The organism is Staphylococcus agnetis, from assembly GCF_011466855.1.
Classification (GTDB): domain Bacteria; phylum Bacillota; class Bacilli; order Staphylococcales; family Staphylococcaceae; genus Staphylococcus; species Staphylococcus agnetis.
The window spans coordinates 1124354-1147044 of sequence record NZ_CP045927.1; the positions used below are offsets into that span (position 1 = coordinate 1124354).

Consider the following 22691-nt stretch of genomic DNA (forward strand, 5'->3'; position numbering starts at 1 on the left):
CTATACTACTAAATAAAGGAATATAATTTTTGTTAATATTGTGTTTGTTTATGTATACAAAGTTTGAGTTGCACAAAATTTTCGATATTTATAGCAACAAAAATTTCAATGAACTGTAAAAATTTTTTGTTTTAATACGCTAATTATGTTTAATGTCTTTTTATAGGGAATGTATAACTATATGAGTGTTATATCGGTGTAGATTTTCAATATTTCGCCGTGTGCACAACTTATTTTATGTTAAGATAAACGTAGACTAATAATTTAGGATGTGACAATCTTTATGAAAATCGTATTTTATGGTGCTGGTAATATGGCAAATGCGATATTTAAAGGAATTATAAATTCAGAATTGATACCCCCTGAAAATATTTATCTTACAAATCGGTCTAATCAACAGATGTTAGAAGAATATCATCGTGAATTAGGCGTGCATTATAGTTATGATGATGCAGCCTTATTAAAAGATGCGGATTATGTATTTTTAGGAACAAAACCGCATGACTTTGATCAATTGGCTGAGCGTATACGTGACCATATTGATGACAAAAATAAATTTATCTCTATTATGGCTGGTTTACCCATCAGTTATTTACGTGAAAAATTAAATCCGAATAATCCAATTGCACGTATTATGCCGAATACTAATGCCCAAGTTGGTCATTCAGTTACAGGTGTCAGCTTTTCACGTAATTTTGGTCCACGCTCAAAAGATGAAGTGTTATCATTGATTAATGCTTTTGGCTCTGCGATTGAGGTAAAAGAGGATCATTTACATCAAGTCACTGCAATTACTGGCAGTGGTCCTGCTTTTCTTTATCATGTGTTTGAAAAATACGTGAATGCTGGGACTAAGTTAGGATTAGAAAAATCAGAAGTTGAAGAATCGATTCGTGAATTAATCATTGGAACTGGAAAAATGATTGAACGTTCAGATTTAAGTCTTGAACAATTAAGAAAGAACATCACATCTAAAGGCGGAACAACACAAGCTGGCTTAAATAAATTATCAGATTATGATATTGAAGGTATTTTTGAAGATTGTTTAAATGCAGCAGTAAATCGCAGTGTTGAACTTTCAATGCAAGATGATAATGATTAATCAGTACCATTATACAATTTTGTTAAATATTAAAACCCGACTCATGATTCTAACGCTTGAGTCGGGTTTTTTGTATTCATATAGGTTTCGTAGTGATACCGGTCGTATTAAAAAGAATAAGAGTCATAATCTTTCACAAATTGAAAAGAGACAGGGTGTAGTTCTTGAAGTTGTTTTTCTATGACCATGATATCATCTAATGTGTAACGATTACTTAAATGTGTAAGCAATCCATGTTTGACGTTCGCTTCACTTAAAAGATTTAACACATCTTCAATATGACTGTGGTGATAGTTGTTTGCGCGTGTTTTATCGCCTTCGATATATGTAGATTCATGGACAATTACATCCGCATCTTGCGCAATTTTAATCTGATTTGCGCAAGGCTTCGTATCTCCATAAATACCTATCACTGGTCCTTGTTTATCTGGACCTTTAAATGGCGCCGTGTCATAAATGTTGCCTTCATATTCAAATGTGTCTTGTGTTTTAATGTGTTGATATATAGGTCCGGGTTGAATCCCTAATGCTTTAAGTTTATCTACATCTAATTTGCCAGGCGTACTTGGTGCTTCAATACGGAATCCGTAGCATGGTACACCGTGATTTAATGGATATGCTTTAACTTGAAATTGATTGAAAGTGAGATCGATTTCTTGATTGAGTTCAATAATATGTATGGGATAATTTAAATGTGAATGTGTTAATGCCATATTATTTTCGATGAAATCTTTAATACCAGAAGGTCCCACTACTGTTAAAGGTTTCGCTTCTCCACCTTGGAAAGAACGACTCGTTAACACTCCAGGAAGACCAAATACGTGATCCCCATGCATATGTGTAATAAAAATATGGCTCACTTTTCCTAATTTAATTGAATGATGTAAGATTTGATGTTGTGTGGCTTCCCCTACGTCAAATAGCCAAATATCAGTATCATAAGGTTCCAGTGATAAAGCAATGGATTGTGTATGACGCTCTTTCGTGGGTAACCCAGCACTCGTTCCAAAAAACGTAATTTCCATGGCGTGTGCCTCCTTAGCGTTATAGTATCATAAAAATGTGTTGAAGCGGGACATAAAATATTAGAATATGTATATAAATAATGCAGATTGTATGACCTAAATGTGTTGAATGTTTTATAATAACAAATATGATATAAATTAAGAATTGAGGTTTTGAATCTTGAATAAGTCAAAAAAGCAAATTCCAGCATTGATCACTATCTTCGGGGCGACGGGTGATTTAAGTCACCGTAAATTATTCCCATCCCTATTTCATTTATTTCAACAAGACAACTTAGACGACCGTATTGCGGTTATTGGGATTGGTCGACGTCAATTGACTAATGATGATTTTAGAGCACAAGTGAAAGCTTCGATTCAAGCCCATGTCCAAGATACGAAACATTTAGATAAATTTATGCAACATATCTTCTATCAACCTCATGATGTAAATGATGAAGCAAGCTATGCTGATTTATTACAATTAAGTGAGACACTTGATCAAGAATTTTCTCTTGAAGGCAATCGCCTGTTTTATTTAGCAATGGCACCTCAATTTTTTGGTACGGTTACAGATTATTTAAAATCTTCTGGTCTGACGCGTACAAAAGGCTTTAAACGTTTAGTTATTGAAAAACCGTTTGGCAGTGATTTAACATCAGCAGAAGAATTAAATCAACAAATTCGTCGTTCTTTTAAAGAAGAAGAAATTTTCCGTATTGACCATTATTTAGGTAAAGATATGGTTCAAAATATTGAAGTGTTACGTTTTAGTAATGCGATGTTTGAGCCATTATGGAATAATAAATACATTTCAAATATACAAGTCACGTCTTCTGAAATTTTAGGTGTTGAAGACCGTGGCGGTTATTATGAATCGAGTGGTGCACTTAAAGATATGGTACAAAACCATATGTTACAAATGGTTGCCTTACTTGCGATGGAGCCACCGATTAGCTTACATAGTGATGATATACGCGCCGAGAAAGTAAAGGTATTGAAATCTTTACGTGTACTTCCAACTGAAGATGTGAGACATCACTTTGTACGTGGTCAATATGACGCAGGTCAAATTAATGGCCAAGAAGTGAAAGCATATCGAGATGAAGATAAAGTTGCTTCAGATTCGTCTACACCAACATTCGTCTCTGGTAAAGTGCTTATAGATAATTTTAGATGGGCAGGCGTTCCATTTTATATTCGTACAGGAAAGCGAATGAAGCGTAAATCGATACAAGTCGTCGTTGAATTTAAAGAAGTACCAATGAATTTATATTATCAAAGAGATAAACATTTAGATTCTAATCTTCTTGTTATTAATATTCAACCAAATGAAGGCGTTTCTATTCATTTAAATGGTAAGAAATATGTCCAAGGTATTGAAACTGAGCCTGTACAATTATCTTACGCAATGAGTGCACAAGATAAAATGAATACCGTAGATGCTTATGAAAACCTATTGTATGATGCGTTAAATGGTGATGCGACGAACTTTACACATTGGGAAGAATTGAAATCAACATGGAAGTTTGTCGATTCAATTTCTGATGCATGGTCTAAATTTGAACCTGAATTCCCTAATTATAAAGCAGGTACAAATGGCCCACTTGAAAGTGACCTCCTCTTGAGTAGAGATGGTTTAAAATGGTGGGATGACATTCAATAACTATAAGAGCTAAGTATGTTTTTAATGCTACTTAGCTCTTTTTGATTTATAATATAACATTAAGTAATGCTTTACGTTAAAGTAATTTAGGAGTGACCCCTCTTGGACGTTATCAAACACATTCAACAAGCGATTATTTATATTGAAGATCATCTTTATGAATCGTATGATTTACAACATTTAAGTGATTACGTTGAACTGTCACCTTATCACTTATCGCAATCTTTTCTAATGATTACTGGTCAAACACCAGAAGATTATTATAAAGCTAGACGTTTAACATTAGCGGCAAAGGAATTAAAACAAAGTAATGCACGATTAATTGACATCGCAAAAAAATATCACTATTCAGATGTCAATGCTTTTGCACATGATTTTAGTGATTATCATGGTGTTTCACCGCTTCAAGTTAAAACTAAATCTGATCAGCTCAATATGCAACCTCAAATTTATTTAAAGCTAACAACAACAACGAAACCCGCACCACCTTTTCGTTACGAACATATTGGCGATTTTGGTATGGTTGGCTATTCTCGGTTCATCCCTAGCCAAGACATTGAAAGTCCTTTTAACGTACCTGATTTTCTAGAAGATTTAAAAGCTGATGGGCGTATTGACGATTTAATTAAATATAATGATTGCGGGCCACATGATTTATTTGTTGTGAGATGTCCTTTAGAGCATGGACTCGAATTGTTTGTTGGTGTGCCTAGTGAACGGATGCCATCACATTTAGAATATCGCTATTTGGATCGACGTCAATATGCGATGTTTAATTTGCAAGGTGAAATGGATTATGCAGTGACAGATGCTTGGCATTATATTGAGACGACATTGCAGTTTTCAATGCCTTATGAAAAAGACACGCTTTATTTAGAAGTCTATCCATTTGATTTTTCATTCGACCATGCATTAACTAAAATACAATTGGGTATACCGCTTCTGAATGATGACATATAAAAACACAAGGTCGTATGATTTTGACCTTGTGTTTTTTATTTCTGATATTATTCAGTCCATTGTGTATGGAAAACGCCTGCTTTGTCTTTACGTTCATAAGTGTGCGCACCAAAGTAATCGCGTTGTGCTTGAATTAAGTTAGCAGGTAAATCTGCTGTACGATAACTGTCAAAGTAGTTAATACTAGATGCAAAACCTGGGATGGCAATGCCATTTTTAACACCAGTAGCAACAACTTCACGTAATGCATCTTGATAATCATTAACGATAGATTTGAAATAATCATCTAACAATAGATTTTGTAATTCACTATCTTTATCATAGGCATCTTTAATTTTTTGAAGGAATTGTGCTCTAATAATACAACCTTCTCTCCAAATCATTGCAAGTTCACCTAATTGTAAATGCCATTCATTTTCTTCACTTGCTGCTTTCATTTGATCAAAACCTTGTGCATAGCAACAAATTTTACTCATATACAGCGCACGACGAATTTGTTCTAAAAATGCATCTTTATCACCATCAAATGAAGCTTTAGGACCATTTAAAAATTGAGCAGCATGGACGCGTTGTGTTTTTAAAGATGAGATAAAACGCGCAAAAACAGATTCAGTAATAATGGTTAACGGCGCACCTAGTTCTAAAGCGTTAATTGATGTCCATTTACCAGTTCCTTTTTGACCTGCTTTATCCATTATTTTTTCAACTAATGGTTCTCCAGCTTCATCAAGTTTTGTGAAGATATCACCAGTAATTTCAATTAAATAACTTTCTAATTCACCCGTATTCCATGATTTGAAAGTTTCAGAAATTTCTTCGTGAGACATGCCTAAAAGCTCTTTCATCATAAAGTAACTTTCAGCAATTAATTGCATATCGGCATATTCAATCCCATTATGAACCATTTTTACATAATGACCAGCACCATTCGGCCCAATGTACGTGACACATGGCGTACCATCTTGTGCTTTTGCAGCAATGGCTTCAAAAATATCTGCAACTTTATCGTACGCATCGCGTTGACCACCCGGCATCATAGAAGGACCTGTTAATGCACCTACTTCACCGCCAGATACGCCCGTACCGATAAAGTTAACACCACTTTGAGCGAGTGCTTGATTACGACGCATTGTATCTAAATAATTTGTATTACCACCATCAATTAAAATATCGTCGTTATCTAATAAAGGTAAAAGACTTTCAATTGTTTTATCCGTAGCCGCTCCGGCTTTTACCATAAGTAAAATTTTACGTGGTTTTTCTAAAGAGTTCACAAATTCTTCTAATGAATATGTCGGAACAATGTTTTTACCTTCAGATTCTGCGACCATGATGTCTGTTTTTTCAGATGAACGGTTATAAACAGATACTGTATAGCCTCTAGATTCAATATTCCATGCTAGGTTTTTACCCATTACCGCTAATCCTACTACACCTATTTGTTGTGTCATTATTATTACCTCTCTTAATATAAATTACGCACTCATTGTACCATATTATTAACGTATAAACACGCAACCGCTTTTATTAAGCGTTTTCAATAATTTTCATTACGTAACGTGCTAAATCGTATAATGATTGTTTAGAAATTCGCTCTTCAGTCGTATGAATAAATTCATACCCTACGCCTAAAATTACAGTTGGAATCCCAAATTGGTTAATGATACTACCATCTGAGCCACCACCACCGATGGATGTATGTGCTTCAAATCCTAAAGCTAATGATGCTTCTTTAGCAATTTGATACACTTTTTCCGTTTCTTCAATTTTAAATCCTGGATAAGATATTTCAGATTCTACTTGAGCTTGCGCATGATAGTGTTTAGCCACGTTGATAAAAGTTTCTTTCATGTGCGCTGTCTGAGCATTAATTTTTGCTTCATCATGTGAACGTGCTTCAGCCCAAATATGTACTAAATCCGTGACAACATTCGTTGGACCGCCACCATTAAAAGAGCCAATGTTAGCTGTCGTCTCTTCGTCAATTTGTCCAAGTTTCATTTGACTAATCGCTTTAGCTGCAATGTTGATTGCACTAATTCCTTTTTTTGGCGTACTAGCGTGTGCTTTTTTACCATGAATTTCAGCATGCATTTTCATTTGATATGGTGCACCTATCGTGATATCTCCAACAGGTACGGCGGCGTCTAACGCAAAGCCGTACTCTGAATCTAACAGTGAGGCATCTAAAGCTTTAGCGCCGACTAAACCAGATTCCTCACCTACTGTAATGACAAATTGAATTTGACCATGTGGCAGTTGGTGTGTACGGATGACCTCTAATACTTCTAAAATAACTGCCAATCCAGCTTTATCATCTGCACCTAGAACTGTTGTACCATCAGAATAAATATAGCCGTCTTCTTTGATGATAGGTTTCACATTTTGTCCAGGTTCAACCGTGTCCATATGTGCAGTAAAATAAATTTTATCGCGGTTGTTTTCAGTAGCTTTTAGTGTACAAATTAAATTGTTTGCACCGAAATTTGTCAGAGCTTTGGCATTATCTTCTTTAACTTCAAGTCCTAATGCTTCGAATTTTTTCTTTAAAATTGGTTGGATTCGACCTTCATGGCCCGTTTCAGAATCAATCTGAACAAGTTCTAAAAAAGTTTGTATTAAGCGTTGTTGATTAATCAAAAAATCCCCTCCTTAGTGCACTTTACTTCATTTTATAGTATTTGAAATACATTGCAAATTGATTGTTTGACGATAATTTGTAATAAAAATAATGTTGAGATGTTCAAAATGACAATGGTATAATTTTCAATACGAATATTAAACTACGAATTAATTTGGAGGCGTCAATTGTGTTAAATGAAAAAGTAAGAAAAGTATTGCTTATGGTAATGCTGATCGCAATCGTGATTTCTTTAATTTTGACGGGTGTAGCACCTATTTTAAATATGTAATGAACAAAAGACCTTTACGTAATCAATGTAGCGTAAAGGTCTTTTGAATTTATACTTCGTGATGCATTTTTAAATTGCCAAATTTAGATTTAATTGTTAAATATTCTTCTGTATCATACAACATTTGTATCATACTTGCACGTGTGTGTAATGCTTCATGCGATGTCGGTAGAGGCTCTTGATCAATCTCTAGCCTCACTTGATAAACCATATGCAAGCGTTGGGCTGTATAATTATTTTCATTAACATTTTCAGCCATTTCTTTAAAAACTTCAGCAACGCGTTGAGAAATAGGATCATCCGCATCGATATGATGGATATGATGATACATGCGTTTTAAAATCTCAACTTGATTTTCTCTCATATCAAAATAATGATAGTAACTATTTTCATTACGCACAAAATGATTTTTAACATCTCTAAAGGCAATTGATTTCGCTTTTTGAATAGAAAGATTGAGCGGTTGAAATGTGATTTTAAGCTGGTTATTATGTGTTGCGCAGGCATTGCTAAACTGATAAAAGATATCTCTAATTTGAGTCTCTATATCATGCTTATACTTCTTTAAATCTTTATCCAAGCTTGGCATAATGGCATTCATTAAAAATGCAATAGTCAAGCCAATTATAATCAGCAAGATTTCATTGATGACTAAATCTAGATTTATGTGTTTTGCATTAAAAAAATGTAATAAGATGACGATACTTGTTACGACACCTTCTTGCATGTTAATAACAACTGTGAGTGGTATAAATAATAAGACGATAAGACCTAGTACAAGTGCATGTTGACCAAGTAATGGGAAAATAAGTGCCCCAAACCCAATTGCGATTAAACATGATACAAAACGTGATACGATGGCATGTACGGAGTGTATTTTAGTATCTTTAATACATAACACAACTAAAATAGCACTAGATGCATAATTATCTAAACCTAATAGCTTAGCAATAATAACGCCTAGTGCCATTCCCACCGCTGTTTTAATCGTTCTAAATCCAATTCGATAGGGATTTAAACGTATCATTAAACGGCTCCTTACTTTTCTTCGCAATATTTATCAAATAATCTTTGTAATTGCGTAATAACATCCATAACGTCATGACCTTCAATTTGATGGCGTTCAATCATCTCAGTGATTTTCCCATCTTTCATTAATGCGAAGGATGGACTTGATGGTGCATAGCCTTCAAAATAATCTCTAGCACGTTGTGTCGCTTCTTTGTCTTGACCTGCAAATACAGTAACAAGACGATCGGGTAATGCATCATAATGTAATGCGTGTGATGCGGCTGGACGCGCAATGCCTCCTGCACAACCACAGACTGAGTTAATCATAACTAATGTTGTACCTTCTTTTTTAAATACACTGTCTACTTCTTCTTCAGTAGTCAATTGTTCATACCCTGCATTATCCATATCTTTACGCGCTTGATTCACTACATCGTTCATATATAAATCAAAATTTAAATCCATATGACCATACCTCCTAAGATACCTTCATTGTACTAAAGGCCAAACGTCAATTCAATCAATCCATTTACATTACACATTAATAAATTTGTGTATGTTCAAGTGTATAACGTTCTATACGAGATTTTACTTCATTTAAAAATTGACCAGCTTGCAATCCGTCGAGTATGCGGTGATCAATTGATAAACATAAGTTGACCATATCGCGGATGGCAATCATATCATTGATAACTACTGGACGTTTAACGATTGACTCAACTTGTAAAATGGCAGCTTGAGGATGGTTAATGATTCCCATTGAACTCACTGAACCGAAGCTTCCCGTATTATTAACCGTAAACGTGCCCCCTTGCATATCTTCATTCGTCAATTGATTTTGACGCGCTTTTTTAGCAAGTGTAGCAATTTCTTTCGCGATACCTTTTATCGACTTTTCATCAGCATTTTTGATAACTGGAACAAATAATTTATCTTCCACCGCAACAGCTATGGATAAGTTGATATCTTTATGCACGTGAATCTCATCGTTTTGCCAAGAACTGTTTAACATAGGATATTCATGTAAAGCCTCAGCCACAGCTTTGACGAAAAAGGCGAAGAACGTCAAATTATAACCTTCTTTTGCTTTGAATGAAGCTTTGTAATGATTACGTGTTTTTGTTAATTCAGTCGCATCAACTTCCATTTTCATCCAAGCGTGAGGGATTTCTTGAACACTTTGCACCATCTTATTCGCAATTTGTTTGCGCACACCTTTAACAGGAATTACAGATGCGTGAACATCTGATGATGTTTGAGATTTTGCTGAACTTTGACTCACAGATGTTGCTTGAGAGTTTGATTCAGTGATTGTTGCTTTTAGTGATGACGTTGTTTGACTTTCACCTGAAGCTATATATGCTTCAATATCTTTTTTTGTAACGCGCCCTTCAAACCCTGTACCCGGAACATCTTCTAAATTAACATGATGCTGTGATGCGATTTTAAATACTACAGGTGAGTAGCGACCATTATTTTTAGGTTGGTTTTCGGATGCAGAATGACCTTGGTTAGTTGATGACGATGGTTCAGTTTGGGTCGGCGTTTGCTCTTTAGAATGAGCTGTATTTTCTTGAGCTGTATCATTACCCTCAACTGCCATTTCACAAATCACAGTTCCTATTGAAATTGTTTCGCCTGCTTCCACATTAATTTTAGTGATTTTACCCGCATATGAGGAAGGCACTTCTGCTGTAACTTTATCAGTGATCACTTCACATAACGGATCATATTCTTCAACCGTATCCCCTACTTGTACTAACCACTGTTCAATCGTTCCTTCATGGACACTTTCACCTAATTTAGGCATTTTAATTTCCATAATGGCCCTCCTTAAAATGTTGCGAGTTCACGCATTTTATTTTTAATTTTTTCAGGATTAATCATAAATTCATCTTCTAATGGTGGTGCAAATGGCATCGCAGGGACATCAGGACCAGCGAGGCGCATAATCGGTGCATCTAAGTCAAATAGGCAATTTTCAGCAATAATGGCTGAAACTTCTGACATGACACTTCCCTCTTTATTATCTTCTGTAATGAGTAAACATTTGCCTGTCTTTTTCGCACGCTCAATAATCGTCTCTTGATCTAGTGGATATACTGTTCTTAAGTCCACAACTTCTACGTCAATGCCTTCTTCAGCTAAAAGGTCAGCCGCTTGAAGTGAATAATTGACTGCTAAACCATACGTAAATACAGTAATATCACTACCTTCACGTTTCACATCAGCTTTATATAATGGCACTGTATAGTAATCTTCAGGTACTTCTTCTTTTAATAAACGATATGCTTTTTTATGTTCGAAAAATAATACAGGGTCATTAGATTGAATCGCTGATAATAATAAGCCTTTAGCATCATAAGGTGACGATGGAATAACCACCGTTAATCCTGGTGTTGAAGCAAAGACACTTTCAATACTTTGTGAGTGATACAACGCACCGTGAATGCCTCCACCAAATGGTGCACGAATTGTTAGTGGCACATGCCAATCATTGTTGGAACGATAACGCATTTTAGCTGCTTCACTCATAATTTGATTGGTTGCTGGGAGAATGTATTCTGCAAATTGAATTTCAGCAATTGGTCTTTTACCCACCATTGCGGCCCCAATAGCAGAACCTACGATATTAGATTCAGCTAAAGGTGTATCTAATACACGGTACAAACCATATTTATCTTGAAGACCTGCAGTAACGCCAAAAACGCCACCTTTTTTTCCAACATCTTCACCTAAAATAAATGTTTGATCATCTTTTTCCAACGCTAAATCTAAAGCGTTTTTAATCGCTTCTAAATAAGTTAATTTAGGCATTTTTTTCACCCTCCTGGTCATAAACATGTGTATATGTCTCTGAAGGATCAGGGTAAGGTGATGCTTCAGCTTCTTTCGTTGCTTCGTGTACACGTTGTTTATTCTCTTTTTCTATTTCTTCAAACCAAGTCGCATCTATGTGAACTTCATCGATTAAATATTTTTTAAACTGAACATTACAATCATGTTCTTTATTATAAGATTTTTCATCATCTGTACGGTAACGATCATCATCATCAGATGAATGTGCAGTGAGGCGTGTACACATCGCCTCGATTAATGTACTGCCTTCACCGTTAACACCACGGTCACGCGCTGTTTTAATGGCATGATAGACTGCAATAGGATCGTTACCATCTACAGTTTCACCGAACATGCCATATCCTTTAGCACGATCGGATAACTTTTCAGCACCATATTGTAAATCTTTTGATACGGAAATAGCATACTTATTATTTTCAATCAGACAGATAAAAGGGAGTTTATGCACTCCAGCAAAATTTAGTCCTTCATGAAAATCGCCCTGATTCGAACTGCCTTCACCTAAAGATGTTAATGCAATATTTGGTTTACCATCCATTTTAAGTGATAACGCAGCACCTACAGCATGTAATACTTGTGTGGCTACAGAGGAACCTTGAGACATGATGCCGACTTCTTTTTTACTAAAATGTGAAGGCATTTGTTTACCACCAGAACTGATATCATCACGTTTACCAAAAGCTGAATTCATCGTTTCAAGCGGTGTCATTCCAAGATGCGTTACAAATGCAAGGTCGCGATAATATGGTGCACTAAAATCGCCTTTTTGTAAGGCATAGGCAGCACCAATTTGTGTAGCTTCTTGTCCTTGACAACTAATGACAAAAGGAATTTTACCTGCACGATTCAACAACCACATGCGTTCATCTAATTTTCGTCCTAAATCCATAGCGCTATACATATTTTTTAAATCTTCTATTGTGAGATTGGCTTCTCTATAATCTTTCATTGCCTTCTCCTCCTCAAAGGTTACTAGATGTGAATTGATTGATTTTCAGCTTTTAAACCGAGTTCCATTAATAATTCTGATATCGATGGATGTGCATGTGTCGCACTACCAAGTTCTAACGCGGATCCATCCATAAAACTTAACAGCGAAAGCTCATTAATAAGCTCTGTGACATTAGGTCCTATCAGTGCAGCACCTAGAAATGTTTGTGTTTCTTTATCAAACACGAGTTCTGCAAACCCATCAGGATCTTGTTGAGATGCGATCAATGCTTTACCATTCGCTTTAAACGGTGCTTTCACAACATGCGTAGTATATCCTTGCTTTTTAGCTACGTCTACGGTCATTCCTAATGAAGCGACCTCTGGGCGTGTGTATACACAACGTGGCATCAAGTTATAATCTATAGCAAGAGGATTTTCATTGAACATGTGTTCAACTGCAATTACCCCTTCTTTAGCACCTACATGTGCAAGTTGAAGTTGACCGATAACATCGCCAGCTGCATAAATATGTTGATCAGCTGTTTGCATAAATGCATCAGTTTGTATTGTCTTTTTGTTAGATAAAGCGACTTTCGTATTATTAAGTCCTAAATCATCAGTTAGTGCTTGACGACCAACAGCTACAAGTACCTTATCTACTGTTAAAGTATCGTCTAGCTCAAACGTTACATCATGTTCAGTAATTGTCACAGCTTCTTCTGTTACAGCGGTATTTTCTAAAATGTGAATGCCTTCTTTAGAGAGATGTTGCTTCAATTGGCGACTGACTGACGCTGGTTCATTGATTAAAATACGTTCACCAGCTTCAATAATTGTTACCTCGACACCAAATGAATTCAACAGGCTTGCAAATTCTAAGCCAATCACACCACCACCGAGAATCGCCATACGTTTTGGTAATGTTGATAATTGCATCATATCATCACTACTTAAAATGACACGGTGGTTAAATGGAAGCATTGGTAATTCAATGGGTTTAGAACCTGTTGCAATTAACACGTAGTCATTGGGTAAAAGTTCAGATTCGCCGTCGTCATACTCCACAGATACAGTTCCACTTTGTGGTGTAAATATAGAAGCACCTAATAAACGACCCGTGCCTTGAAATAAATCAATTTTATTTTGTTTTACAAGATGTTGGACACCATTGTACATCGTTTCTACGATTCGTGATTTGCGTTCTAAAACACTTTGAAAGTTGACAGATGCGCCTTCAACAGAGAGCCCATACTGATCAGCATGTTGTATGTATTGGTATACTTCAGCTGACTTTAAAAATGATTTTGTAGGGATACATCCACGATGTAAACATGTCCCTCCAACTTTGTCTTTTTCTACTAAAGCAACGGATTTACCGAGCTGACTCGCACGAATTGCTGCTGAATAACCAGCAATACCTCCACCTAATACAACTAAATCGTATTTTTCTTTTGTCATTGTATGATTCTCCTAACTGTAAGTCTTCACGGGTATGTGTTCACCTAATGCTTGATACGCATTTTCAGCTAAAGCTTGCATTTCGAATTCACCTGGATAGACAGATACTGGTGCTATCCATTCGATATAAGGTTTGAGTAAATCGATGAATAAAGTACTGTGACTCATTCCACCTGTAAACACGATTTGGTCCACATTCCCTTTTAATAGTGCAGCACGTTCGCCAATAGCTTTAGCAATTTGAACGCTAAAGGCATCGACGACGCCATGAATATGTGTATCGTGATGATAACGTTCCATAATCCATTTAAAATCACTTGAACCGACATGAGCTTGTAAGCCAGTTTGAGCTGAGAATAAACGTTTCATTTGTTGAATATCATATTGATGTGCATGCTGATATTCGATGAGCGCATCATTTGGGATGGAACCAGAACGATTTAAAGCCATTGGTCCTTCACCATAAAGTGCTTCATTGACATCTATCACTAACCCTTTTTCATGCGCAGCAACACTGACGCCTCCCCCCATATGTATGACAATCAAATTTAAATCTTCGTAACGTTGTTGAACGTCCTTAGCAAATTGACGCGCAGTAGCTTTATGATTTAACGCATGAAAAATACTTTTTCTTTGAATACCTGGTATACCAGTCATTCGAACTTCATCAATAAATTCATCCACTACGACGGGATCAGAAGTGAATACTGGAATGTTTAAGTGTGTAGCCATCTCATAACCTATAATGCCACTTAAATTTGAGGCATGTATGCCATATTGAAAGGATTTTAAATCATCATATAATGCGCGGTTCACAGTATATGTGCCACCTACAATTGGTTTTAATAAACCACCCCTACAAGCAATGGCATCCAGTGTTGACGATGGGACATTGATTTTTGAAAGCCATTGTTTTATAGCCATTTGACGAGGGGCTTTTTGTTTTAATAAATCCAAACGTGTCAGTGCATCATCATGGACAACAGTTGTGCTGTACGACATTTTTGTATCGTCGTAAATGGCTAATTTACTTGATGTACTCCCTAAATTAAGAACTAATATGCGGACCATAGTATCCTTCCTCTCTTGATTGCTAACTTATATGTGACTTGAAAGATCCAGGTCACGCTAATGTTTTTAAAGCAAGTAATACAGATAGTGTTTTATTGGTCACTGAATCCGCTCTAGACGTTAAAACGATAGGATATGGCGTACCAATCATTAAACTTGCAACTTTTGCGTGTCCAAAATAGGTTAAAGATTTATATAATGCATTTCCCACGTCTAGTTGAGGAACTATAATAACATCCGCATCACCTGCAACAGGAGAAGTGATCCCTTTTAGCAAGGCGCTTTGTTTATCAATTGCATTATCTAATGCAAAAGGACCATCAACAACTACACCTTCTATTTCATTCGTATTTGCATAATATTGTTTCAATTGATCAGCGTGTACAGATGAAGGGATTTTCTCTGATGGTTTTTCAACTGATGATAATAATGCCACTTTTAAATCGGTATATCCCAGTTTGTGAGTGAATTGTTTAATATTGTGAATGATTTTTTGATGTTCTTCTAGTGATGGGTGAATATTTAAAGCGACATCTGAAATGAACAACAATTTATGGTATGCCGGTATATCACAGCATGCGATATGATTTAAAAAATAATTTTCACCCTGGGTATGACGCAAATGTTTGAGTACCGCAGATAAAATTTGACTCGTCGGTATGAGCCCTTTCATCAGAATATCAACACGCTGTGCATCTAAGTCAGTTAAACATGCGGAAAGTGCGCTATGTTCATCGTCAAATGTATGAATATGGATGCGTTTTAACATTGGTGCTGGTAGCTCAAATGAACGTATTAATTCCGAAACATCTTGGTCATTATAAAGTGTGAATGTAGCATTGGTTTGTGTGAGCACATCATGAATCACTTGAATGGATGACTCATTCACTGCATTAACAAGTGCTATATTTCCTTCTAGAGCGTGTGTATTTTGAAATAATGTTGAAAATGACAATGTCATACACCCCTTTTAGCGTTGATTTTGTTCAATCATTTCTTTAGCGTTTTTCAATGTGAGTTCAGTCACGGTTGCGCCAGAAATCATTCTTGCCACCTCTTCGATACGTTCATCATCTTGTAGTTCTTTAACGTGTGTAGTAGTTCTGTCATCTTTTTCGTGTTTAGATATGTACAAGTGATGATCACTCATAGAAGCGACTTGGGGTAAATGTGAAATACAAATGACCTGAATCACCGATGCGATTTGTTTCATTTTTTCAGCCATTTTTTGAGCTGCTTGACCCGATACACCGGAATCAACTTCATCAAATAGAATGGCTGTTTGCCCTCTTGCATTTACAAAAATACTTTTAAGTGCGAGCATGATGCGTGAGAGCTCACCACCACTCGCTATCTTGTTTAAGCTTTTTAGGGGTTCCCCTTTATTAGGGCTAATCAGAAATTCTACACGTTCTAGGCCATCTTGTTGTGGTGTCTCATAACGTGTGAAGGCAATTTCCAAATTGGCATCTTTCATTTGTAAGTTTTGTATTTCGTCAACAATATGATCACGGAGTGTACGTGCTACTTTACGTCGTTCTTTTGATAAAACTTGCCCATCAACTTGGAGTTGTTCGGCGAGTTCCGCAATTTCACTTCTTAACTGTGAAGTACTTTCTTCATAATTTTCTATTTTGTTGATTTCATCCTCAATTTTGCTTTGATAAGAAATAAGTTCAGGTATATCTTTACCATATTTGCGTTTCAAATTATTTAAAAGATTCATACGTGACTCTAATTCGTTTAAATAATGCTCATCAAAGTCTGTTTGATTAATTTCATCATATAGTTGGTGTTTAGCGTCTTCTAACGTGTAATAAAATTGATCGACATCTTCTTTCAATTTAAGATACGTATTAGGTAAAATTTGATCGATTGTTTGGAGTTGCGTACTCAGTTCATACAAACGATCCGTAATAGCATATTCATCCGTTAACGTTGTGTATGCAGCATTTAGAACGTGATTTAAGTTTTCAGAGTTTTGAATGCGCTTAATATCTGCTTCGAGTTGTTCCATCTCATCTTCTTGTAAATTGGCGTCCTTAAGTTCTTCGTATTGGAATTTCATGAGATCCAAACGTTGTAATAAAGCCTGATCTGCTGTTTCCAAAGCTTCAAGCTCTTTTGTTTTCTCCTTATGATGCGTGTAGGTTGTTTCATATTGACGTAAAGCATCGTCATAAGAGCCTTCAGCATAGCGGTCTAAAAGTTCAATATGATATTTTTGTTTTAAAAGTGACTGTGTTTCATGTTGGCCATGAATGTCTAATAATTGCTGCATGACTTTTCTTAAATCTTGTAGCGTTACGGTCGTATTATTAATTCGGCACATACTCTTGCCAGAATTAAATATTTCACGCTTAACAATTAAAAAGTCCTCGGATAAATCAATACCAATCTCTTCTAGGACATGATGTGCCTCTTTCGCGTTGTCGACGTCAAAGATACCTTCGATAATAGCTTTTTTCTCACCATGACGTACAAAATCTGAAGACGCACGCATACCAATTAATTGTCCAATCGCATCAATAATGATTGATTTTCCCGCGCCTGTTTCTCCACTTAAAACCGTTAAACCATCACCAAATTGAATTTCGAGCGCATCGATAATAGCGAATTGTTTAATTGAAAGACTTTGTAACATATCATCTCTTCCTTATAACATATTAAAAATACGTGATTTAATTTCTTCAGCATCTGCATGCGTACGGCAAATAATGAGACAAGTATCATCACCACATATCGTACCTAATACTTCTTCCCAATCGATTTGATCTAAAATAGCGCCTATAGATTGTGCATTGCCTGGTAGCGTTTTAAGTACTAATAAATTGTCTGTACCATCAATTTTTACAAATGAATCCATAAGATAGCGACCCAATTTTTCGAGCGGATGATATCTTCTGTCATTAGGAAGGCTATATATATATTGACCTGTAGGCGCAGGTACTTTGATTAATTGCAATTCTTTAATATCACGAGATACTGTTGCTTGAGTCACATTCATCTCATAATCATTTAAACGTTTTACTAACTCATCTTGTGTTTCGATTTGTTCATTTGAAATAATTTCTCTGATTTTAATATGTCTAACAGATTTTTTAGGCATAATGGACACCTCGTAACGAATATTTATACATCGATTTTACCATACAATCATGTATTAACCTAGTTATGACCTATTTCATAAGTGAAGCTTTAACGTCATTAATTGTATATAAAATGGTGATATTTTCTTTTAGTTTCTAAAATTACAATAAAAAAAGCCTTTAAAATTCACAAAAAAGATGAATTTTAAGGCTGTAACAAATTTGGAATTACATTCAAGTATGAAAATGTCAGTATGTCTCCTAGATGCTCGTTAATATATTTATAAGCTTTTAGAATGCTTTAAGTTTAGCATATCCTCAGCAATTTTAGCTATAGATTCTGAAGATAAATGTAAATCTTCTAGGATTCGATCAACATTTCCATGTTCGATATATTCATCATCTATACCAATACGTTTGATTGGATTATGATATCCATGTTCTATAAGAAATGTTGCAATTTGGCTACCTAAGCCGCCGTTTAACATACCTTCTTCTGCGACAATCACCGGCTTTTGCGTTGCGCCAATGTCATGTAGCATGTCTAAATCCATGGGTTTAATAAATCGTGCATTAATAACTTGTGCAGATATTCCTTTGTCTTTAAGCATTTGAGCGGCTTCAATTAAAGTGTGTACCGTTGGGCCGTAACTTATTAGCGTAATCTCATCACCTGGTTGCAAAGACTCCCATGAGCCAATTTTAAGTAATTGTTTGTCATCAGATAAGCTTACGCCATAGCCATTTCCTCTTGGATACCTTATAGCAAACGGGCCAGATTGATGTTGCATAGCGGTATGAACGATATGACGTGCTTCATTCTCATCTTTAGGCATGCTGATCGTCATGTTAGGAAACTGTGATAAAAATCCAACATCAAAAACGCCTTGGTGCGTTTCTCCATCTGCACCCACTAATCCAGAGCGGTCAATACCAAAAATGACATTTAAATTTTGACGATCTACATCGTGCAATACTTGATCGTATGAACGTTGTAAAAACGTTGAATAGATTGCAACATAAGGTTTAAAGCCTTCAATAGCCAGTCCAGCAGCCATTGTAACCGCATGTTGTTCAGCAATACCTACATCGAAAAATTGTTCAGGTAACTCAGATTGAAAGCGCGTGAGCTTTGACCCTACAGGCATAGCTGGTGTGATTGCAACGACGCGCTTATCTTTTTTAGCATATGATAGAATTTCATCGCTTATAAACTGACTCCAAGATGGTCCGAGTGGTTGCCCTTTAATTTGTTCACCAGTTTCAAGTTTGTAAGGCCCCAATCCATGCCACGTACCAATTTTATCATTTTCCGCAGGGTGATAGCCTTTTCCTTTTTTCGTTACAACATGGACAAGAACAGGCTTATTTATAGAGTCTGCTGTTTGTAACGCATTCTCAAGTTCATCAAAGTTGTGACCATCAACAGGACCAATATAACGAATGCCTAACTCTTCAAAAAACGCACCGTCGACAACAAGATATTTGATGCTATCTTTAATGCGATCAGCAGATTCACGAATTTTACTACCACCAGGTAAACGGCTGAGTACCGCTTCAGCGTCAAGTTTAAGTTTATTGTACCCTTGGTTCATGCGAATGCGTCCAAGCATGTTATGCATTGCACCCACGTTTGGCGCAATACTCATTTCATTATCATTTAAAATGATCGTCATATTGGTGCGATCATGACCTATGTTATTTAAGGCTTCTAACGCCATACCACCCGTCAATGCACCATCGCCGATAACTGGAATTACATGATGATTTTGTTTTAAAATGTCACGTGCTTTCGCCATTCCCATTGCAGCAGATAAAGAAGTAGAGCTATGACCTGCTTCCCATACGTCATGTGCTGATTCTCTTAATTTAGGAAAACCACAAAGTCCTTTGTACTGACGAAGGGTATCAAATTGATGCCCTCTGCCTGTTAATATTTTATGTATATAACTTTGATGTCCAACATCCCATAAGATTTTATCCTCTGGGCTGTTATAATGCTTGTGAAGCGCAATTGTTAACTCAACAACACCTAAATTGGCACCGATATGACCGCCAGTTTTGGCACAAGTTTGAATTAAAAATTGACGAACGTCTTCACTTAGTGCTTCTAATTCTTTAACACTCATATTTTTTAAAAATGAGGGATCTTTAATTTCACGTACATCCATTTATATCACCCTAGATTAATGTATGACCAACACCTTTAATTTTGACGTTGGTAAAATAGTTTTAATAGTTCGTTTAAATGACTCACATCATATTCAGAGGCTAATGTATTGAGAATGTCTTCGGCTTGTTGAATATGGGAGTTGAGTTGGTGTTCAGCTTCTGTTTTACCTAGAAGCGTTACATAGGTACTTTTATCATTAAGTATATCACTTCCGACAGGTTTACCTAACTTTTCTTGATCGCCATACACATCAAGCAAATCGTCTTTGATTTGAAAGATAACCCCTAATTGCTTAGCAAAATCAGATAATAATTGTGTAATACGAGGTGGTGCTTCAGCGATGATTGTCGCTGCTACGATAGCAAAATGAATGAGCGCTCCTGTTTTATGTTCATGAATAGTTTGAATTTGAGACAACGTCAACTGCTGACTTTCACTTTGCATATCAAGTGTTTGGCCCCCCACCATACCTAAGTGACCACTTGCTTGTGCTAAAGATTGAATGAGTTGAATTTGAATGTTTGGTTTAAGGTCGTTTTGAGTCGCTATTAATTCAAATGCTTTTGTTAATAATGCATCACCTGCCAAGATAGCCATCCATTCACCGTACACTTTATGATTCGTAGGTTTGCCACGTCGATAATCATCGTTGTCCATTGCAGGTAAGTCATCATGGATTAAAGAATACGTATGAATCATCTCTAACGCAAGCGCAGAAGACATGCCTTTTTGATAGCCTTCTTCACTTAACATATCTAATGTAGCAAGCAACAATAATGGCCGAATACGTTTGCCACCCGCTTCTAATGAATAGCGCATACTTTCTTCTAAGGAGGTTTCCATTTTTGATTTTGGAATACTTGTATTTAAATATGTGTTAAACGTTTCTAGAATGTTATTCAGTATCGGATTCATCATTAGAATCTGCCTCATTTTCCATCATTTTTGAAACTTTTGTTTCTGCTTCTTTTAATGTTTCTTCACAGGACTTAGACAGAGCCATACCTTTTTGGTATAAATCCATACTTTCTTCTAAAGAAATCTGATCGTTGTCCAATTTATTGACAATAGATTCAAGTTCTTTCATCATTTCTTCAAAATTTTTATTTTTTGTCGTCATTTTGACACCTTACCTTTTCTATTATTGCCTCGACGCTACCGTCTTTCATCAAAATTTCAACAGACTCACCTTTACTCAGTTGCCTGTGACTCGTAATAATGTCGTTATCCTTTTTTACGATTGAGTACCCACGTAACATCGTTTGTGTCGGACTTAATGTATTTAGTCTCTCAACACGTTGTATCAATTGTTGTTCTTTATTTTTTAAAGTTGCTGTCATGAGTTTAGAAAGTTGCAATTGTATTTGCTTCGTGGCATTTTGTTGGGCGATAACGTATTGATGAAAATGTTTAAGATGAAACCGTTGTTGCATCATCGTTAAATTTTGGCGTTCAACCATAAAGCGGTGTTTGATAGCATCATGTAAATGACGTTCTAATTCATCTCGCTTTTGAATGTGCTGTTCATATAAAAGTGTCGGTTGTTTGAATTTATAATATGAAGCATATTGTGCTAAATATTGCTTTGCATGTTTCAAGTACTGTTTCATAAATCGCGTCATAAAAATGCGACTTTGTAAAATAGTTTGAAGTAACTCATGTTGATCTGGTGAAGCAATCATAGCTGCTTGTGTTGGTGTTGCTGCTCGGACATCTGCAACAAAATCACTTAATGTGGTATCTGTTTCATGTCCAACAGCCGAAATAATTGGTGTTTGACAATGATAGATGGCTTTAACGACCTCTTCTTCATTAAAGTTCCACAAATCCTCAATAGAGCCACCGCCACGACCGATAATAATGGTGTCGACATTAAGTGAATCTGCATACTTTAGTTTTTCAATAATGTCATCTTTCGCTGCTGAACCTTGAACAAGCGTACTTATTTTAACTTGTTCAGCTAATGGATATCGATTCGTGAGCGTATTTTGAATATCGCGTATTGCAGCACCCGTTTGTGCAGTTAAAATGGCAATACGAGAAGGGTATTTGGGGATTGGTTTTTTGTGTTCTTCATTAAAATACCCTTCTTTTGCCAATTTAATTTTTAATTGCTCGAATTTTTGATAAAGATTGCCGATGCCGTCTAATTGCATTTTGTTGACATATATTTGGTAACTCCCACGTTGTTCATATACAGACACGCGCGCTTCTACAAGAACTTGGTCGCCTTCTTTAGGCGAAAAATCAAGTTTGGCTGCTTGTGCTTTGAACATCATTGCATTAATTAAGCTATTTTCATCTTTAATTGCAAAGTATAAATGACCACTACTATGTCTTTTAAAGTTTGAAACTTCGCCTTTAATCAATACAGACTGTAAATGTGGGTCTTTATCAAATTTATATTTAATATATTTAGTCAATGCAGAGACGGTTAAGTATGTTGTCATAGT

The 22691-nt window shown here is 36.0% G+C and carries 21 protein-coding genes; 4 read left to right on the forward strand and 17 right to left on the reverse strand.

Annotated elements, in window-relative coordinates; all coding sequences use genetic code 11:
* Positions 1–283: 283 nt before the first annotated feature.
* The gene (proC, locus tag GJE18_RS05565; protein WP_060551098.1) at positions 284–1102 is read left to right on the forward strand and encodes a pyrroline-5-carboxylate reductase; all 819 of its coding nucleotides are present in this window, start codon (positions 284–286) and stop codon (positions 1100–1102) included.
* Positions 1103–1209: 107 nt separating this feature from the next.
* Here proC and rnz read toward each other — a convergent pair whose 3' ends face one another.
* Entirely contained in the window at positions 1210–2127 is a 918-nt protein-coding gene (gene rnz / locus GJE18_RS05570) for a ribonuclease Z (protein ID WP_107368852.1), read from the reverse strand.
* A gap of 160 nt (positions 2128–2287) precedes the next feature.
* Here rnz and zwf point away from each other — a divergent pair, with 160 nt between their 5' ends.
* Both zwf and GJE18_RS05580 read left to right on the forward strand, forming a co-directional pair.
* Positions 2288–3772 carry a glucose-6-phosphate dehydrogenase gene (gene zwf, locus GJE18_RS05575; protein ID WP_060551100.1) on the forward strand — a complete coding sequence of 495 codons (1485 nt, stop codon included), beginning with the start codon at positions 2288–2290 and terminating at the stop codon, positions 3770–3772.
* Positions 3773–3874: 102 nt separating this feature from the next.
* Positions 3875–4732 carry an AraC family transcriptional regulator gene (locus GJE18_RS05580; protein ID WP_103346070.1) on the forward strand — a complete coding sequence of 286 codons (858 nt, stop codon included), beginning with the start codon at positions 3875–3877 and terminating at the stop codon, positions 4730–4732.
* A gap of 47 nt (positions 4733–4779) precedes the next feature.
* On the opposite strand, the gene gndA is transcribed toward GJE18_RS05580, so the two are convergent.
* Both gndA and GJE18_RS05590 read right to left on the reverse strand, forming a co-directional pair.
* The gene (gene gndA / locus GJE18_RS05585; RefSeq protein ID WP_060551102.1) at positions 4780–6183 is read right to left on the reverse strand and encodes an NADP-dependent phosphogluconate dehydrogenase; all 1404 of its coding nucleotides are present in this window, start codon (positions 6181–6183) and stop codon (positions 4780–4782) included.
* Positions 6184–6259: 76 nt separating this feature from the next.
* Positions 6260–7372, reverse strand: coding sequence for a M20/M25/M40 family metallo-hydrolase (locus GJE18_RS05590; protein ID WP_060551103.1), 1113 nt, complete (start codon positions 7370–7372; stop codon positions 6260–6262).
* Between the two features lie 170 nt (positions 7373–7542).
* Here GJE18_RS05590 and prli42 point away from each other — a divergent pair, with 170 nt between their 5' ends.
* Positions 7543–7644, forward strand: a complete 102-nt coding sequence (gene prli42 / locus GJE18_RS12255; RefSeq protein ID WP_156407407.1) for a stressosome-associated protein Prli42 — start codon at positions 7543–7545, stop codon at positions 7642–7644.
* A 49-nt stretch (positions 7645–7693) separates the two neighbouring features.
* Here prli42 and GJE18_RS05600 read toward each other — a convergent pair whose 3' ends face one another.
* The 14 genes from GJE18_RS05600 to xseA all read right to left on the reverse strand — a co-directional run bounded on the left by GJE18_RS05600 (position 7694) and on the right by xseA (position 22688).
* Positions 7694–8671, reverse strand: coding sequence for an aromatic acid exporter family protein (locus GJE18_RS05600; protein ID WP_037567733.1), 978 nt, complete (start codon positions 8669–8671; stop codon positions 7694–7696).
* A gap of 11 nt (positions 8672–8682) precedes the next feature.
* Entirely contained in the window at positions 8683–9120 is a 438-nt protein-coding gene (gene brxB / locus GJE18_RS05605; protein ID WP_037567731.1) for a bacilliredoxin BrxB, read from the reverse strand.
* Between the two features lie 76 nt (positions 9121–9196).
* A complete protein-coding gene (locus tag GJE18_RS05610; protein WP_107368853.1) occupies positions 9197–10477 on the reverse strand; it encodes a dihydrolipoamide acetyltransferase family protein in 1281 nt (426 codons plus the stop codon).
* 11 nt (positions 10478–10488) lie between these two features.
* The gene (locus tag GJE18_RS05615) at positions 10489–11472 is read right to left on the reverse strand and encodes an alpha-ketoacid dehydrogenase subunit beta (protein ID WP_060551106.1); all 984 of its coding nucleotides are present in this window, start codon (positions 11470–11472) and stop codon (positions 10489–10491) included.
* Positions 11465–12463, reverse strand: a complete 999-nt coding sequence (locus GJE18_RS05620; RefSeq protein ID WP_037567724.1) for a thiamine pyrophosphate-dependent dehydrogenase E1 component subunit alpha — start codon at positions 12461–12463, stop codon at positions 11465–11467. Before GJE18_RS05620 ends, GJE18_RS05615 begins: the two co-directional genes overlap by 8 nt.
* A gap of 23 nt (positions 12464–12486) precedes the next feature.
* A complete protein-coding gene (gene lpdA / locus GJE18_RS05625; RefSeq protein WP_107368854.1) occupies positions 12487–13905 on the reverse strand; it encodes a dihydrolipoyl dehydrogenase in 1419 nt (472 codons plus the stop codon).
* A gap of 12 nt (positions 13906–13917) precedes the next feature.
* Positions 13918–14976: a butyrate kinase gene (gene buk / locus GJE18_RS05630; protein ID WP_037567720.1), complete on the reverse strand. Its 1059-nt coding sequence runs from the start codon at positions 14974–14976 to the stop codon at positions 13918–13920.
* 52 nt (positions 14977–15028) lie between these two features.
* The gene (locus GJE18_RS05635) at positions 15029–15931 is read right to left on the reverse strand and encodes a phosphate acyltransferase (protein WP_082624725.1); all 903 of its coding nucleotides are present in this window, start codon (positions 15929–15931) and stop codon (positions 15029–15031) included.
* Positions 15932–15946: 15 nt separating this feature from the next.
* Entirely contained in the window at positions 15947–17620 is a 1674-nt protein-coding gene (recN, locus tag GJE18_RS05640; protein ID WP_165886097.1) for a DNA repair protein RecN, read from the reverse strand.
* Positions 17621–17632: 12 nt separating this feature from the next.
* The gene (gene ahrC / locus GJE18_RS05645) at positions 17633–18085 is read right to left on the reverse strand and encodes a transcriptional regulator AhrC/ArgR (protein ID WP_060551110.1); all 453 of its coding nucleotides are present in this window, start codon (positions 18083–18085) and stop codon (positions 17633–17635) included.
* Positions 18086–18346: 261 nt separating this feature from the next.
* Positions 18347–20236, reverse strand: a complete 1890-nt coding sequence (dxs, locus tag GJE18_RS05650) for a 1-deoxy-D-xylulose-5-phosphate synthase (RefSeq protein WP_107368855.1) — start codon at positions 20234–20236, stop codon at positions 18347–18349.
* A 35-nt stretch (positions 20237–20271) separates the two neighbouring features.
* The gene (locus GJE18_RS05655; protein ID WP_107396912.1) at positions 20272–21153 is read right to left on the reverse strand and encodes a polyprenyl synthetase family protein; all 882 of its coding nucleotides are present in this window, start codon (positions 21151–21153) and stop codon (positions 20272–20274) included.
* Entirely contained in the window at positions 21134–21358 is a 225-nt protein-coding gene (locus GJE18_RS05660; RefSeq protein WP_060551113.1) for an exodeoxyribonuclease VII small subunit, read from the reverse strand. Before GJE18_RS05660 ends, GJE18_RS05655 begins: the two co-directional genes overlap by 20 nt.
* Positions 21342–22688 carry an exodeoxyribonuclease VII large subunit gene (gene xseA, locus GJE18_RS05665; protein ID WP_107368856.1) on the reverse strand — a complete coding sequence of 449 codons (1347 nt, stop codon included), beginning with the start codon at positions 22686–22688 and terminating at the stop codon, positions 21342–21344. The genes GJE18_RS05660 and xseA overlap by 17 nt, the downstream gene beginning before the upstream one ends.
* Positions 22689–22691: the final 3 nt, after the last annotated feature.